Origin of the sequence: Pseudomonas paraglycinae (assembly GCF_021601625.1) — a bacterium.
GTDB classification, from domain to species: Bacteria; Pseudomonadota; Gammaproteobacteria; order Pseudomonadales; family Pseudomonadaceae; genus Aquipseudomonas; species Aquipseudomonas paraglycinae.
In genome coordinates, this window is the sequence record NZ_BQHR01000023.1 from 1 (window position 1) to 13632 (window position 13632).

Genomic DNA, 13632 nt, shown 5'->3' on the forward strand with positions numbered 1-13632 from the left:
GGCGGGTGGGTTGAATCAGTACCGGTATGTGCCGAATCCGACGGGGTGGGTGGATCCGTTGGGATTGAGCTGCAACTGCCCCGGAGCCATTGCTGCTGATGGACCTTATAGTGAAATTGTTCCTGGTGGAGGCTTAGAAGCCCATGAGTCGCGCGGTGGACATGCTATTGCGAGACATGTAGATAGATCGGAGGCTCAACTCAGGGCTAGGCTAGCGGCCGAGCCGAACATACCTATTGCGTCAACATTTCTAAATAGATCAGAAGCTGAAGCTGCACTCTCGAATGTTATTAGAAACAACAAGGTGGCAATTGATAATTTTGTGCAGGGTAATGCAAGCAAACTTGTAATTAATGAACAGGTTTCTGCTCCTGCAGGGGTGGGTGTAGTGAGGCAGAGCGGAAGGTTGGAACCTTTGTCTAGCATAAGATTGGTGTTGCGACGAGATGCAACTTCACCGCTTGGATACTTTATTTTGACGGGGTTTGTAAATGACAATTGAAGATTTTCCTAGCCTTTTTCAGTTTCTCGGGGCCTATTTTCATGAGGACTGGATGTGTGAGTTTGACTCGGCAGATGATGTTGTTAAATCTTTCATAGCGGACTCGGAATCTCGCGTACTTGAGAAGGTGGTAAAGGAAATCGATTCTCTTTTGGCGATGAAAATTTCAGAAAATGAAACTCGAGATTTTTTGCTGAAAAAAAATGGTTGTTGTTATTGCTATTGGAATGAGTGGCAAGACGGAAATTCGTGGTTGAAGCACATTTCTGTACTTTTTAGTGAGGCTTCGCATAGTAATATTTAAGTGTTTCTGGGGTTTTTAGTGTTATTTGATATTCGTTGGGTAAGAAAGTGGTTTTGAGAGGAGTTGGTATTGTGGTTGAGCAGAGTCGTAAAGTTGGTTTTTTATCTAGGATTTTGTTTTTTTGTAAAGGTATAGGGTTTTTTGTGATGCAAGGGGCGAAGCTTCAGTTTCAGGAAGTTGAAGAGTCTGCTAATAATAAAAAAGAATTAAACCTGGGGGCTGCTGCTAAATCTAAAAAATTCCGAGGAGTTCATAGTTCTCGATTTTTGAGCCACAAAGCACAGATGAATGCATATAACGAGGCTGTGACGAGAGAATCCAGAAAAATGCCCCGCTTCACGGGAGAGGATAGTATGGGAAATCTGGTAGTGAGAATGGAAACTGAAAATATTGGTGAAGGATATGAGCCAAATCCTGCAGATCCATCTGATCCACGCTACATTTCTGAAATGAACGGCTTTGAAATGAGATTTGATTTCGAGACGCTAAAGCCTTGGGCTCTTTATCCGATAGAGAAAGCATAATGTTGATGCATCCTTATCTTGATATTCCTTATCGTCCAAGGTTGTCTCACTTTCTCGGTGGGTTTGATACATATGATCGCGAGGAGAGCTTGGGTGAGACGCTGTCTGCATACGATCCGGAGGATCCATCAGACAGAAGTATTTTAATATCCAGGTACGTAATCAAGCGGTTTTCGAAACTGAGCCATCGGCATAAGTTCGTTTTGTTTGCTGTCTTGGGAGAGGCGCTTGAAGAAAGTGGTGATGTCTTTCAAGAGGTGCTGGAGCATGATCCATACTCTCACTCCTTGCTACCAGACGGCTGGGATGAGATGAATGATCCAAGGGCATTTTTCGAAGGTATGTACTTTCAGTTGTCCGAAGCATGGATGGACGAGCTTTACAAAGCCAGTCAAGAAGACTTATCAACTTGGTAGGCGCGACTTGGTGGTCGCTGCGATTTTGTAAGTTTTGGGGGCATTCATAGGGTGAAGATGCTGGTTGCACGAATTCGGTTATGTCGAATCACCGATGTCCGAGTGTAAGTGCTTCTGTAGATGGCTGAGCGAAAAGGCTATCAATCAAATGCACGCTATACCCCGGAACATTCTTCGCATGATGCTTCGCCTGCGAAGCCATTTCCGCCAACTGACTCGCATCCAACTGCGCACACGCTTCGGGATGCAAATGCACCACGCCAATGGACAATGACAGCAACGGAAACTCCTGACGAATGCCCTGGCGGTTCGGCGCAACAAAACACCCAGCCTCCAGATGTTCCGGGCGGTAGAAACGCCGGCATTGGCTCTGGAAATCATCAAGCAATTGGTTCAGCCGTTTGCGCCAATCCTCCGGGCCGAGCACCAACAAGAAATCATCCCCCCCAATATGCCCGACGAAATCGCGGGACGGGTCGACGCGTTCGTTGAGGCATTGCGCCAGACACAGCAGCACCTCATCCCCGCGCCCATACCCATAGATATCGTTAAAGGGTTTGAAGCTGTCGATGTCGACATAACAAATGACCGACTCGCGCCCCTGTTGCAGCAGGCGGGTGAGGCATTGCTGAATCGGCACATTCCCCGGCAGCAAGGTCAGCGGATTGGCATAGCGGGCCTGCTGGATCTTCAGTTCGGTGATCAGTTTGAGTACGTCAATCACCCGGCCCAGGCCCAGGTAGCTGCCGTTGAGGGTGATGATGAAATCTTCTTCGATGCGTTGTCGGGCGCGGCTGGTGATCAGGCGGCTGACCTGTTGCAGCGACTGGCTCATTTCCACGGCGAGAAAGTCGTCGTTCATCAGGCGGCTGATCGGTTTGCGGGCGAACAGGTCGGTGGCGAACGGTTTGAGCAGCGCATCGGACAGCGAGTGACGATGAACGATGCCGCATGGCTGACCCTGTTCGTCGAGCACCGCCAGTGAGTTCAGGTTGGCCTGACGGCGGAAGGCTTCCAGTACGGTAGCGGTCGGTGTGTCGCGATTCACGGCCGGTTGATCGTTGAGCAGGGCGCTGAGGTCGCTGCCTTCATCGTTCAATGTGACGGCGCTGCTGTCGTGCTTGGGCATCAAGGCGCGGGCATCGCGCGGCGGGTGTTCCTGAGGGCGGCCGAGCAGGTATCCCTGCACCAGATCCACACCCATCTCGGTCAGCACCGCCAGTTCTTCCGGCAATTCGATGCCTTCGGCAATCACCTGCGCCCTTGAGGCCTTGGCGATTTGCAGGATCGATCCGACAAACTCGCGCTTCAACGCGTCCTGATGAATGCCGTCGATAAAGTGCCGGTCGATCTTCACGTAATCCGGCCGCAGCTCCGACCACAGGCGCAGGCTCGAATAACCAGCCCCAAGATCATCGAGGGCAATCGAAAAACCCATCGCCCGATAGTGATGCAGCGCAGTTTGCAGCAACTGAAAGTCATCGATCGGCGTTTGTTCGGTGAGTTCGATCACCACCTGACTCGGCGGGATACCAAAATCCTGCAGCAGCTGCAGCGTGCGCCCCGGCTGGTGCGCGGCTTCAAGCAGGGATTCCGGGGAGACATTGAGAAACAGCTTGCCCGGCAACTGCTGTTCGTTGAAACGGCGACAGGCGCTTTGGCGGCAGGCGATTTCCAGTTCGCTCAAGCGTCCGGCCTGGCGGGCCACGGCGAACAGGGCGATGGGGGAGTGCAGCGGGCTGTTGGACGGGCCGCGGGTCAGGGCTTCGTAGCCGAGAATGCGCCGTTCAGAGAGGCAAATGATCGGCTGGAACAGGCTGTGTAATCCGCTTTGAGTCAGGATCGAGCTCAAGGCACTCAGCTGTTCGGTCGTGGTCATGGCAATCTCTGGCGATAAAAAAAGGACTGGGAGCGTTCTCGATGAAGAGAACAGCTCCCAGTCCTTTATTGCACGACAGAATGATGACTGTTTGATGACGATCCGGGGATCGCCAGCATTAAATTGCCATCACCTACTTCTTTGCCACCTGATTGCTCAGCTTCAGGTAATCCAGCAGCACGCGCCCGGTCTCGCTCAGGTAGGCGTCGTCTTCCGGTTTGACCTTGTCCGGCTCGGCGGCTGCCAGGGCGTCGTCGTCTTCTTTTTTCAGCTCTTTGAGCGGTTCTTCGCCTTTGGCCTTGCGACGGATGTTTTCCATCGCCAGTTGCTTGGCGTCGATGTCGGCGTGCTGGGCACGGCGTTCGGCTTCATTGAGGCTGACGGTTTTCTCTTCCAGCAGCTTCTGCGCCAGGGCCAGCTTGTCGCGGATGAACACGAACTCCGCGTCCTTGGCGGAACGGGTGTCATGCTCGGATTTCAGCTGGGCCAGGTACGGCTTGAATGGATCGCTTGCCGGTTTGATCGCCGCGCGGATGGTGTCCCACGGCATGGCTTCCGGCAGGGCGCTTTCGCCGATTTCCTTGGTGTCAATGATCGACGGGTAATCGATGTCCGGCAGTACGCCCTGATGCTGGGTGCTCTGACCGGAAACCCGGTAGAACTTGGCCAGAGTCAGTTTCAGTTCGCCATGGTTCAGCGGCTGAATGGTTTGCACGGTGCCTTTGCCGAAGGTCTGGCCACCGATGATCAGCGCACGGTGGTAGTCCTGCATGGCGCCGGCGAAGATCTCCGAAGCCGAGGCGGACAGGCGGTTGACCAGCAGCGCCATCGGGCCTTTGTAGAACGCGCCCGGGTTTTCATCTTCAAGTACATCGACCCGGCCATCGGCGTTACGCACGAGCACGGTAGGGCCCTTGTCGATGAACAGGCTGGTCAGCTCGGTGGCTTCCTGCAGGGAACCGCCGCCGTTGTTGCGCAGGTCGATGACCACGCCGTCGACTTTCTCTTTCTGCAGTTCGGTCAGCAGCTTCTTGACGTCGCGAGTGGTGCTCTTGTAGTCCGGATCGCCGGCACGAAAGGCCTTGAAGTCGAGGTAGAAGGCCGGAATCTCGATCACGCCGAGCTTGTAGTCTCGGCCGTCCTGTTTCAGGTTCAGCACGGACTTCTTCACGGCCTGGTCTTCGAGCTTCACCGCTTCACGGGTGATCGGCACGATCTTGCTGGTCTGGTCGTTCGGCGCATTGCTCGCCGGGATGACTTCCAGACGCACCACGGTGCCCTTCGGGCCACGGATCAGCTTGACCACTTCATCCAGACGCCAGCCGACCACGTCGACCATCTCTTTGTTGCCCTGGGCAACGCCGATGATCTTGTCGGCCGGAGCAACCTGCTTGGTCTTGTCGGCCGGGCCTGCCGGCACCAGACGCACGACTTTCACCTGGTCGTTGTCGCTCTGCAACACGGCGCCGATACCCTCGAGGGACAGGCTCATGTTGATGTCGAAGTTCTCCGCGTTATCCGGCGACAGATAGTTGGTGTGCGGATCGTAAGACATGGCGAAGGTGTTGATGTACGCCTGGAAGATGTCTTCGGCGCGGGTCTGGTCCAGACGCGCCAGTTGATTCTTGTAGCGCTTGGTCAGGGTTTCCTGGATCTGCTTCGGCTCTTTGCCGGCGATCTTCTGCCGCAGCACCTCGTCCTTGACGCGTTTGCGCCACAGGTCATCGAGTTCGGCGGTGGACTTGAGCCACGGAGCGTCCTTGCGATCGATCAGCAAGGTTTCCTTGGTGGTGAAGTCCATCTTGTCGACGCCTTTGTTCAGCTCGGCAAGGGCGAAGTCCAGACGCGCTTTCACGCGGTCCAGGTAGCGCTTGTAGATGGTGAACCCGGCGTTGAGGTCGCCGCTCTTGAGGAAGTCGTCGAACTGGGTCTTCCACTTGTCGAATTCGGCGATGTCGCTAGCCATGAAGTAGCTGCGCGACGGGTCGAGCAGCTTGATGTAGCTGTCGTAGATGATCACCGAGCGCGCATCGTCGAGCGGCGGCTTGCTGTAGTGGTGACGCTTGAGCAACTCGACGACGTTCAGACTGGCAATCACTTCGTCGCGATCAGGCTGCAACTTGTCCCAGCTGTTGGCTGCGAATGTGGTGCCCGACACCGGCAACAGACCGATACCGATGAAAAGAGCGAGGGCGGTGCTGGGGAGCAGATGCTTCATGCTGATTCGACGCGGGGACAATTGATAACGCATATTAGGCCGTCTTTGAAGTCGCCGGTACCTCTACGCTCTGTACGATAACTGCTGTTCAGCGTTCGTTCAGACCCCAGGGCCGGTCGCATAATGCAAAAAGCCCGGCGCTACAGCTTCGGGCTCAGTCCAGACTCACTATGGAGGCACTGTGAAGGCATTGCAAGGCGTTGAAGGTCAAGTGGCATGGGTTGATGAACCAAGTCCTACATGTGATGTAGGACAAGTTCGCATCCGGGTGGCGGCAGCGGGCCTCAATCGCGCGGATTTATTACAGAAAGCCGGACTTTATCCGCCCCCTCCGGGTGCCAGCCAGGTGCTGGGTCTTGAGTGTTCCGGGGTGATCAGCGAGGTCGGCGCAGGCTCGTCCTGGCAGGTCGGTGACCGGGTTTGCGCCTTGCTGGCCGGGGGCGGGATGGCGCAAGAGGTGGTCGTCGACGGAAGGCATGTGCTGCCGGTTCCGGAAGGTGTATCGCTGATCGAGGCCGCTGCGTTGCCCGAGGTGTACGCGACCGTCTGGCTGAATGTGTTTCAACTCGCTGCGCTCAAACCGGGTGAGAAAGTTCTTCTGCACGCCGGAGCCAGTGGTATCGGTTCAGCCGCCATTCAACTGTGCAAAGGTTTCGGCAATCCCTGCTGGGTCAGCGTCGGCTCGGCCGAGCGGCTGGCCTACTGTGAATCGCTGGGGGCCCAGGGCGGGGTGGTTCGCACCGACGATCTGGAAAGCCTGCGGGATTTCGGGCCGTTCGATGTGATTCTGGATCCGGTGGGCGGCAATTATTCGGCTTTGAACCTCAAGTTGATGGCTCAGGACGGCCGCTGGGTGCTGATCGGCCTGATGGGCGGCCGCGAAGCGAAGCTGGATCTGGCCCAGGTGCTGGCCAAACGCGTGCAACTGCTGGGCTCGACCCTGCGCAGCCGTGACGATCAGTTCAAGGCCGATCTGTTCAGCGATCTGAGTCAGCACGTGTGGCCGCTGTTTTCCGAAGGGCGCCTGAAGCCACAACTGGCCAAGGCATTCCCGATCAAGGATGCCGAGGCAGCGTTCGCCGAGCTGGCAAGCAACACGGTGGCGGGGAAGCTGGTGCTGGTGATCGACGAAAGCCTGAGCTGATCGTCGATGCTTGTGGGAGCAGGCTTGCTCCCACAAGACAACCGCTTACTTCCAGAGGTGGATCGGCCAGCCGGACTTCTCGGCCTCTGCAAGCAGCACCGGATCCGGATTGACCACATGCGGGTAATCCACTTTCAGCAGCAGCGGCAGATCATTGCGTGAGTCGGAATAGAAACTCGCGCCCTCAAGGTTTTCCTCTTCGGCATCCAGCCATTCCAGCAAGCGGGTGATTTTGCCTTCGCGGTAGGTCAGGGTGCCCACGGTGTGGCCGCTGTAAACGCCATGCGCCACTTCCAGTTCGATCCCCAGCACCTCGTCGATGCCCAGTCGATCGGCAATCGGTTTGACCAGGTGCGTGCCCGAGGCCGAGATCACCAGAATCCGGTCGCCGGCCTTGCGGTGGGCAGCAATGGTTTTGGTCGCATCGCTGAAGATGATCGGCTCGATGAAGTCTTCCACCCACGGTCCGACCAGATGCTCGACTTCTTCCGGGGTGCGCCCGATCAGCGGCTCGAGGCTGAAGTCCATGTAGTCTTCCATGCGCAACTTGCCATGGCTGTAGGCATCCATCAGCTCGTTGTTCCGGCGCATGAACGACTCGGGATCGACCCAGCCCAGGCGCCCCATCTGCTCGCTCCAGAGGGTGGCGCAGTCGCCGTGGATCAGGGTTTCGTCCAGATCAAAAATTGCCAGGGCCATCAGTTCAGTTCCCTCTTGGGTGTCAGCAAAGTCATCAGGCTACCTCACACAGAGCGGTGGGATCGATGGAAAGTGACAGGCGCTGACCATCGGGATGCAGATCCGCCGCCGAACGGTTGAGCACATCCACCACCAGTTCCACGCCCCGGGCTTCGACGCGGTAGCGGATCACGTTGCCCAGCAGACTGTGGCTGCGGATTTGCGCATCGGGTTCACCGCTGAGGCTGAGTTCAATGGCTTCCGGGCGAATCGCGATGCGATGGTTGATCGGCCGCTGCAACAGCTTCGACGCGCTCTCGGCATCCAGCAGGTTGTAGTTGCCGATGAAGCCGGCGGCGAATACGTCGACCGGTGCGGTGTAGAGGGTTTCGGCATCGCCGCTTTGTACGATTTTTCCCTGATTCATCAGGAAAATCCGGTCAGACATGGTCAGGGCTTCTTCCTGATCGTGTGTGACGAAGATCGTGGTCAGGCCAAGTTCGCGCTGGATCTGACGGATCTGTTCGCGCAGGTGTTTGCGAATTCGCGCATCGAGGGCCGACAGCGGTTCATCCAGCAGCAACAGGCGCGGACGGGTCACCAGCGAACGGGCGAGGGCGACACGCTGACACTGGCCGCCGGACAGCTGATGCGGATAGCGACTGGCGAAATCGTTGAGTTCAACCAGTTTCAACACTTCGGCAACCCGCTTGTGGCTGTCGTCGGCGTTGACCTTTTGCATGCGCAGGCCGAAGGCGACGTTCTGTTCGACGGTCATGTTGGGGAACAGCGCGTAGCTCTGGAACACCATGCCGATCCCGCGCTTCTGCGGGGTGAGCGGCACGATGTCGACGCCATCGAGCAGAATCTTGCCGCCATCCACCGGCGTCAGCCCGGCGATGCAACGCAGCAGGGTGGATTTGCCGCAACCGGACGGACCAAGCAGGGTGACGAATTCACCCTTGTTGATTTCGCAGTTGATGTCGCTGAACACCGTGGTGCCCGCGTAGTTTTTCTGAAGGTGTTGGACGCTGACATAGCTCATTCGCTTTTGTCCTTGTTCAAGATGTTGGCGACCCAGGTCAGGACCAGCACGAAAAAGAAGTAGGAGATCACCAGCGCACTGGTGAAGTGGCCGCTGCTGTTGCGCATGTTGTTCAGATAAACCTGCAGGGTTTCGTAGCGGGTGCCGACCAGGATGTTGGCGAACACGAACTCACCGAACAGGAACGAGAACGACAGCAGCAACGCGACCATCAGGCCTTTGCGCAGGTTCGGCAGCACCACCAGGAAAGCTGCCTGAAAAGTGCTGGCGCCAAGCAGTTGGGCGGCGTCCATCAGGTCGCGCAGGTTGATCGCTTGCAGGTTGTTGGTGATCGCCCGGTACATGAACGGCAGCGCCACGGTGAAGTAGCAACCGATCAGGATCCACGGCGTGCCGACCATCGCGAACGGCCCGGAACCGTAGAGCTGCAACAGGCCCACCGACGACACCACCGGCGGTACGGCGAAGGGCAGCAGGATCAGGATGTTCATCAGCGCATCGAGTTTCGGGAAGTGGTAATGCACCACGAACAGCAGCGGCAGGATCAACACCACCGACAGGATCAGCGCGCCGACGCACACCAGCAGCGACTGACCGAAGGCGTGCAGAAAACGCGGATCGCTCCACAACTGGATGTACCACTTGAAGGTGAAACCGCTGGGCAGGATGGTGGCCGACCAACTGCTGGCGATCGAGTAGATCAGCGTGCCCACCAGCGGCAGCAGCAGGATGGCGAACAACAGATAGACCACGACGCGGTGGTAGACGCCGGCCGGGCCGGATTCAGCGCGAGACATGGTAGCTCCTCTTCAGCAGCAGTTGATGCACGACGGTCACCAGGGTCATCAGCGCCACCAGCACCACGGCCAGGGCGCTGGCCAGGTTCGGGTCGAGGGAAATGTCACCGGAGACCATCGCCGCAATCCGGATCGGCAATACGTTGAAGTTGCCGGTGGTCAGCGCGTAGACCGTGGCGTAGGCGCCAAGGGCGTTTGCCAGCAGGATCACGAAGGTGCCGAGCAGGGCCGGAGTCAGTACCGGCAGGCCAATGTGGCGCCAGAACTGCCAGCCGTCAGCGCCGAGCAGTGCGGCGGATTCGCGCCAGTCTTCACGCAGGGCGTCGAATGCCGGGTACAACAGCAACACGCCGAGCGGAATCTGGAAGTAGGTGTAGAGGATTATCAACCCGGTTTTCGAGTACAGGTTGAAGTCCTCGATGATCCCGGCCTGCTTCAACATGATGGTGATGCTGCCGTTGAAGCCGAGCAGGATGATGAACGCAAACGCCAGCGGCACGCCGGCGAAGTTGCTGGTCATGTTGGCGAAGGCGTTGACGAAGTTGCGCAGCTTCGAATCGACCCGGCGCAGGGAGTAGGCGCCCAGCACCGCGATGATGATGCCGAACACACTCGACCAGAAACTGATTTCGAGGCTGTACTGGATCGCCTGCAAATAGAACTTCGAACTGAAGATCTTGCTGAAGTTGGCGAAGCCCCAACCGAATTCTTCCGATTGCAGGCTGTTGATCATCACCCAGATCAGCGGGGCGATTTCGAACACGATAAAGAACAGTGCGAAAGGCACCAGGCACAGGGCGGCCAGCCATTTACCGCGAGTCATTGAGTTCACTTGAGTAACTCCCGGCACACAGGTTTGTCGTGGGGCACGCCGAGCAGTTCGCAGACGGTGCCGCAGATGTCGGTCTGCTTCGGTGCAGCTTCGCTGTCCAGGCTGAAGGCATCACCGAATACGAACAACGGCACCTGGCGTTCTTCCGGCAGCAGGCCGTTGTGCGAGCGGTCGTTGTTCATGCCATGGTCGGCGGTCACCAGCACCTGGCAGCCGGCGTCGAGCCAGCCTTGCAGGTAGTCGGCGAGGATGATGTCGGCGCTGCGCGCACTGTTGCGGTATTGCGGGGTGTCGAGGCCGTGCTTGTGCCCGGCGTCGTCGATGTTCATCGGGTGGATCAGCAGAAAGTCCGGTGCATGGCGCAGGCGCAGGTTTTCGGCGTCGGCGAACAGGTGCGAATCCGGGTAGTGATCGTTCCAGTAGAAGTGGCCGTGCTGGATCGGTAGCGTCGGGTCATCGGTATGCCGATCCCGTGCTGCCACGAACGGCGAGCGGTTGTAGAGCTCGCTGACCCAGTGGTACGCCGCGGCGGCGGTTTTCAGACCGGCATCACGGGCGTAGTGATAGATGCTGCGCTGGTTGGACAGGCGCGAGACGTTGTTGTGGACGATGCCGCTGTCGATCGGCGGTACGCCCGTGAGGATGCATTCGTAAAGCGGTCGGGACAGGGCCGGCAGCTCGCACTCCAACTGATAGAGCGCGGCGCGTCCTGCGCCAACGTAAGCCTGCAGATGCCCCATGGCGTGACGCGCAACCTCGTAGTTGAGGCCGTCGAGCACGACAAGGATGACGGTGTGCTTCATAGGGGCAAAAACTCCGCGAAACAGAAAATTTCAGATTCAACCCGGATCCCCCTGTGGGAGCGGGCTTGCTCGCGAATGCGGAGTGTCAGTCAATAATTTTTTGACTGATCCACCGCTTTCGCGAGCAGGCTCGCTCCCACATTTGGATCTCCAACAAATCACATAGCGGTGATTCGCCGGCTTACTTCATCTCGACGATGACTTCTTCGTTCCACTTCTGCGGCAGGGCCTTGGAGGTTTTTTCCCACGCATCGGCGTCCTTGATCGGGGTGACCTTCTTGTACTGATCGTTCGGCAGCAGCTTGGCTTTCACGTCTTCCGGCAGTTGCAGGTGCTCGGCGCGGATCGGGCGGGCGTTGCCGCGGGCGAGGTTGGTCTGGCCGGCGTCGCTGAAGATGTATTCGCGGGTCAGCTTGGCGGCGTTCGGGTTTTTCGCGTACTTGTTGATGATGGTGGTGTAGCCGGAAATCACCGAACCGTCGGACGGGATCAGCACCACGTAGTCATCCGGATTGGCCATTTTGGCCTTGTAGCTCAGGCCGTTGAAGTCCCAGACCACGCCGACTTCGATCTCGCCTTTTTCCATGGTGGCGATGGTCGGGTTGGCCATCGACAGGCGCCCCTGCTTGGCGATGTCTGCGAACAGCAGCAAGGCCGGCTGGAGGTTTTTCTCGTCGCCGCCGTTGGCCAGTGCTGCGGCGAGTACGCCGTTGGCAGCCTGTGCGGCAGTGCTCACGTCACCGATGGAAACCTTGTATTTGCCGCCCTTGAGGTCAGCCCATTTGGTCGGTACTTCGGAGCCGTGCAGCAGCTTCTTGTTGACGATGAAGGCGATGGTGCCGGTGTAGGCCAGTGCCCAGTTGCCGTCCTTGTCCTTGGCCCAGTCTGGCACTTGATCCCAGGTGGTCGGCTTGTACGGTTGCACCACGCCTTGCTTGACCGCGATCGGGCCGAAGGCCGCGCCGACGTCGCCGATGTCGGCGGTGGCATTGTCTTTTTCAGCGGCGAACTTGGCGATTTCCTGGGCCGAGCTCATGTCGGTGTCGATGTGTTTCAGGCCGTATTTCTTGGCCAGGTCTTCCCAGGTGCCTTTCCAGTTGGCCCAGTCATCGGGCATGCCGACGCTGTTGACGGCGCCTTCCGCTTTCGCAGCGGCTTCGAGGGTTTTCAGATCATCAGCCGCCATGGCGGCGGTGCACATGGCAATGGTCGAGCCTAACAGTGTTGCCAGGAAAAGCTGTTTCATTCCGAAGCTCCTTGGTCGTGTTCAACGCTGCGATTGCGGTTTGTGTTGGTCTAGGTCAGCAATACCTGAGCCAATGTAGGGGGGCTGGATGACACTTTGATGTCGGCGGATACCTGACCCGCGCTTTATTTCTCCTGTATCGACGGCTGCCCGCTAAGCGTAGACCACCCGCAAAGTCCCGGTGGGCAAGGGACTTGGCCGATGTATTGCAAGTTGTCAGGGCGACCGTTCGGTAGTTTTGTCATCTCTCGGTCATCTGCACTGCCTAGGCTTGCAACATGACCAAACGGCGCAATAGCTGTGCGGTTTTGCCCCGAAACAGTGCTGGTCTAGTCCAGATAGGTAACGTTGATGCGCGATGAGGCAACAAAAGCGGTGACAGCGATTGGCCAGATCCTTCAGGAGCAACTCGACCATGGGTTGCTGGCGGCGGGGAGCAAGTTGCCGGCCGAGCGCAAGCTCAGTGAGTTGTTCGGCACGACGCGGATTACGGTACGGGAAGCCTTGTTGCAGCTGGAGGCGCAAGGGCAGATTTATCGCGAGGAGCGGCGGGGCTGGTTCGTGTCGCCACCGCGTCTGGCCTATAACCTGATGCAGCGCAGTCACTTTCACGCGATGGTCAGTGCGCAGGGGCGGGTGCCGTCGACCGAGGTGATTTCGGCTCGGTTGCAGCCAGCGTCAGCGGCGGTCTGTGCGTGGTTGCAGTTGCCGGCGTTGTCGAGCGTGATCCAGATTTGCCGGTCGCGGCGGATCGATGGGCGGCTGGTGTTGTATGTGGAGCATTATCTGAATCCGCAGTTTTTTCCGGGGATTCTGGAGTTTGATTTGAATCAGTCGATTACCGAGCTTTATGCGCGGCATTACGATTTGCACTATGGGCGGGTGCGGTTCGAGATTGTGCCTACGTCTTTATCGGTCGATGCGGCGGCTGCTTTACGGGTTTCGGTGGGGAGTCCGGGGTTGAGGATTGCTCGGGTTAATTATGATCAGTCTGGGCGGTTGATTGATTGTGATCTGGAGTTTTGGCGGCATGATGCGATACACGTTGGGGTTGATGTGGTTTGATCGCTTTGTGTGAATATCCGTTGCTGCGGTAACGGCTTCTTAGGGTTTCGCCCTTACGGCGAGTCACTTTTTTCAAACGCCAAAAAAGTAACCAAAAACGCTGGGCCCCGGCGTTCGGCACCTCGCCTGGGCTCGGTGTTCCTTCGTTACGGGATTCATCCGGGGGCATCGCCTACGGT

General features: G+C 57.6%; 14 protein-coding genes. 6 read left to right on the forward strand and 8 right to left on the reverse strand.

The features are described from left to right. From L6D82_RS25750 to L6D82_RS25765, 4 genes are all read left to right on the forward strand, one after another. Positions 1 to 502: RNase A-like domain-containing protein (locus L6D82_RS25750; protein WP_309295561.1), on the forward strand; the 502-nt coding region annotated here is incomplete at its 5' end. After that, positions 492 to 806: a contact-dependent growth inhibition system immunity protein gene (locus L6D82_RS25755; protein WP_102688258.1), complete on the forward strand. Its 315-nt coding sequence runs from the start codon at positions 492 to 494 to the stop codon at positions 804 to 806. The genes L6D82_RS25750 and L6D82_RS25755, both read left to right, overlap by 11 nt. A 71-nt stretch (positions 807 to 877) precedes the next feature. Continuing rightward, a complete protein-coding gene (locus L6D82_RS25760; protein ID WP_236191920.1) occupies positions 878 to 1330 on the forward strand; it encodes a hypothetical protein in 453 nt (150 codons plus the stop codon). Beyond that, positions 1330 to 1746, forward strand: coding sequence for a hypothetical protein (locus L6D82_RS25765; protein ID WP_102688259.1), 417 nt, complete (start codon positions 1330 to 1332; stop codon positions 1744 to 1746). The genes L6D82_RS25760 and L6D82_RS25765 overlap by 1 nt, the downstream gene beginning before the upstream one ends. A gap of 88 nt (positions 1747 to 1834) precedes the next feature. On the opposite strand, the gene L6D82_RS25770 is transcribed toward L6D82_RS25765, so the two are convergent. Both L6D82_RS25770 and L6D82_RS25775 read right to left on the reverse strand, forming a co-directional pair. Continuing rightward, a complete protein-coding gene (locus L6D82_RS25770) occupies positions 1835 to 3625 on the reverse strand; it encodes a bifunctional diguanylate cyclase/phosphodiesterase (protein WP_236191921.1) in 1791 nt (596 codons plus the stop codon). Positions 3626 to 3758: 133 nt separating this feature from the next. After that, on the reverse strand, positions 3759 to 5843 hold the full coding sequence (locus L6D82_RS25775) for a carboxy terminal-processing peptidase (RefSeq protein WP_205350856.1): 2085 nt from the start codon (positions 5841 to 5843) through the stop codon (positions 3759 to 3761). A gap of 181 nt (positions 5844 to 6024) precedes the next feature. Between L6D82_RS25775 and L6D82_RS25780 the strand changes: the two genes are divergently transcribed. Further along, a complete protein-coding gene (locus L6D82_RS25780) occupies positions 6025 to 6987 on the forward strand; it encodes a zinc-binding dehydrogenase (RefSeq protein ID WP_236191922.1) in 963 nt (320 codons plus the stop codon). A 45-nt stretch (positions 6988 to 7032) separates the two neighbouring features. Here the strand turns inward: L6D82_RS25780 and L6D82_RS25785 are convergent, their stop codons facing one another. From L6D82_RS25785 to L6D82_RS25810, 6 genes are all read right to left on the reverse strand, one after another. Beyond that, on the reverse strand, positions 7033 to 7686 hold the full coding sequence (locus tag L6D82_RS25785; RefSeq protein WP_011333172.1) for an HAD family hydrolase: 654 nt from the start codon (positions 7684 to 7686) through the stop codon (positions 7033 to 7035). A 34-nt stretch (positions 7687 to 7720) separates the two neighbouring features. Further along, positions 7721 to 8710 (reverse strand): ABC transporter ATP-binding protein, encoded by a 990-nt coding sequence (locus L6D82_RS25790; protein WP_085748482.1) that lies wholly within the window; start codon positions 8708 to 8710, stop codon positions 7721 to 7723. Then, on the reverse strand, positions 8707 to 9507 hold the full coding sequence (locus tag L6D82_RS25795; RefSeq protein WP_007960203.1) for an ABC transporter permease: 801 nt from the start codon (positions 9505 to 9507) through the stop codon (positions 8707 to 8709). The genes L6D82_RS25790 and L6D82_RS25795 overlap by 4 nt, the downstream gene beginning before the upstream one ends. Then, the gene (locus L6D82_RS25800) at positions 9494 to 10330 is read right to left on the reverse strand and encodes an ABC transporter permease (protein WP_162130491.1); all 837 of its coding nucleotides are present in this window, start codon (positions 10328 to 10330) and stop codon (positions 9494 to 9496) included. Before L6D82_RS25800 ends, L6D82_RS25795 begins: the two co-directional genes overlap by 14 nt. Before the next feature lie 5 nt (positions 10331 to 10335). Beyond that, positions 10336 to 11142, reverse strand: coding sequence for an alkaline phosphatase family protein (locus L6D82_RS25805; RefSeq protein WP_102718288.1), 807 nt, complete (start codon positions 11140 to 11142; stop codon positions 10336 to 10338). Positions 11143 to 11323: 181 nt separating this feature from the next. Beyond that, positions 11324 to 12388 carry an ABC transporter substrate-binding protein gene (locus tag L6D82_RS25810; protein WP_102718287.1) on the reverse strand — a complete coding sequence of 355 codons (1065 nt, stop codon included), beginning with the start codon at positions 12386 to 12388 and terminating at the stop codon, positions 11324 to 11326. Positions 12389 to 12739: 351 nt separating this feature from the next. Between L6D82_RS25810 and L6D82_RS25815 the strand changes: the two genes are divergently transcribed. Further along, entirely contained in the window at positions 12740 to 13453 is a 714-nt protein-coding gene (locus L6D82_RS25815) for a UTRA domain-containing protein (RefSeq protein ID WP_085732333.1), read from the forward strand. The last annotated feature ends 179 nt before the right edge of the window (positions 13454 to 13632 follow it).

Bases quoted from the DNA above. Each gene is read 5' to 3' on its own strand.
- L6D82_RS25755 (WP_102688258.1), top strand. From the start codon at position 492: ATGACAATTGAAGATTTTCCTAGCCTTTTTCAGTTTCTCGGGGCCTAT.
- L6D82_RS25765 (WP_102688259.1), top strand. From the start codon at position 1,330: ATGTTGATGCATCCTTATCTTGATATTCCTTATCGTCCAAGGTTGTCT.
- L6D82_RS25770 (WP_236191921.1), bottom strand. From the start codon at position 3,625: ATGACCACGACCGAACAGCTGAGTGCCTTGAGCTCGATCCTGACTCAA.
- L6D82_RS25775 (WP_205350856.1), bottom strand. From the start codon at position 5,843: ATGAAGCATCTGCTCCCCAGCACCGCCCTCGCTCTTTTCATCGGTATC.
- L6D82_RS25785 (WP_011333172.1), bottom strand. From the start codon at position 7,686: ATGGCCCTGGCAATTTTTGATCTGGACGAAACCCTGATCCACGGCGAC.
- L6D82_RS25790 (WP_085748482.1), bottom strand. From the start codon at position 8,710: ATGAGCTATGTCAGCGTCCAACACCTTCAGAAAAACTACGCGGGCACC.
- L6D82_RS25795 (WP_007960203.1), bottom strand. From the start codon at position 9,507: ATGTCTCGCGCTGAATCCGGCCCGGCCGGCGTCTACCACCGCGTCGTG.
- L6D82_RS25800 (WP_162130491.1), bottom strand. From the start codon at position 10,330: ATGACTCGCGGTAAATGGCTGGCCGCCCTGTGCCTGGTGCCTTTCGCA.
- L6D82_RS25805 (WP_102718288.1), bottom strand. From the start codon at position 11,142: ATGAAGCACACCGTCATCCTTGTCGTGCTCGACGGCCTCAACTACGAG.
- L6D82_RS25810 (WP_102718287.1), bottom strand. From the start codon at position 12,388: ATGAAACAGCTTTTCCTGGCAACACTGTTAGGCTCGACCATTGCCATG.
- L6D82_RS25815 (WP_085732333.1), top strand. From the start codon at position 12,740: ATGCGCGATGAGGCAACAAAAGCGGTGACAGCGATTGGCCAGATCCTT.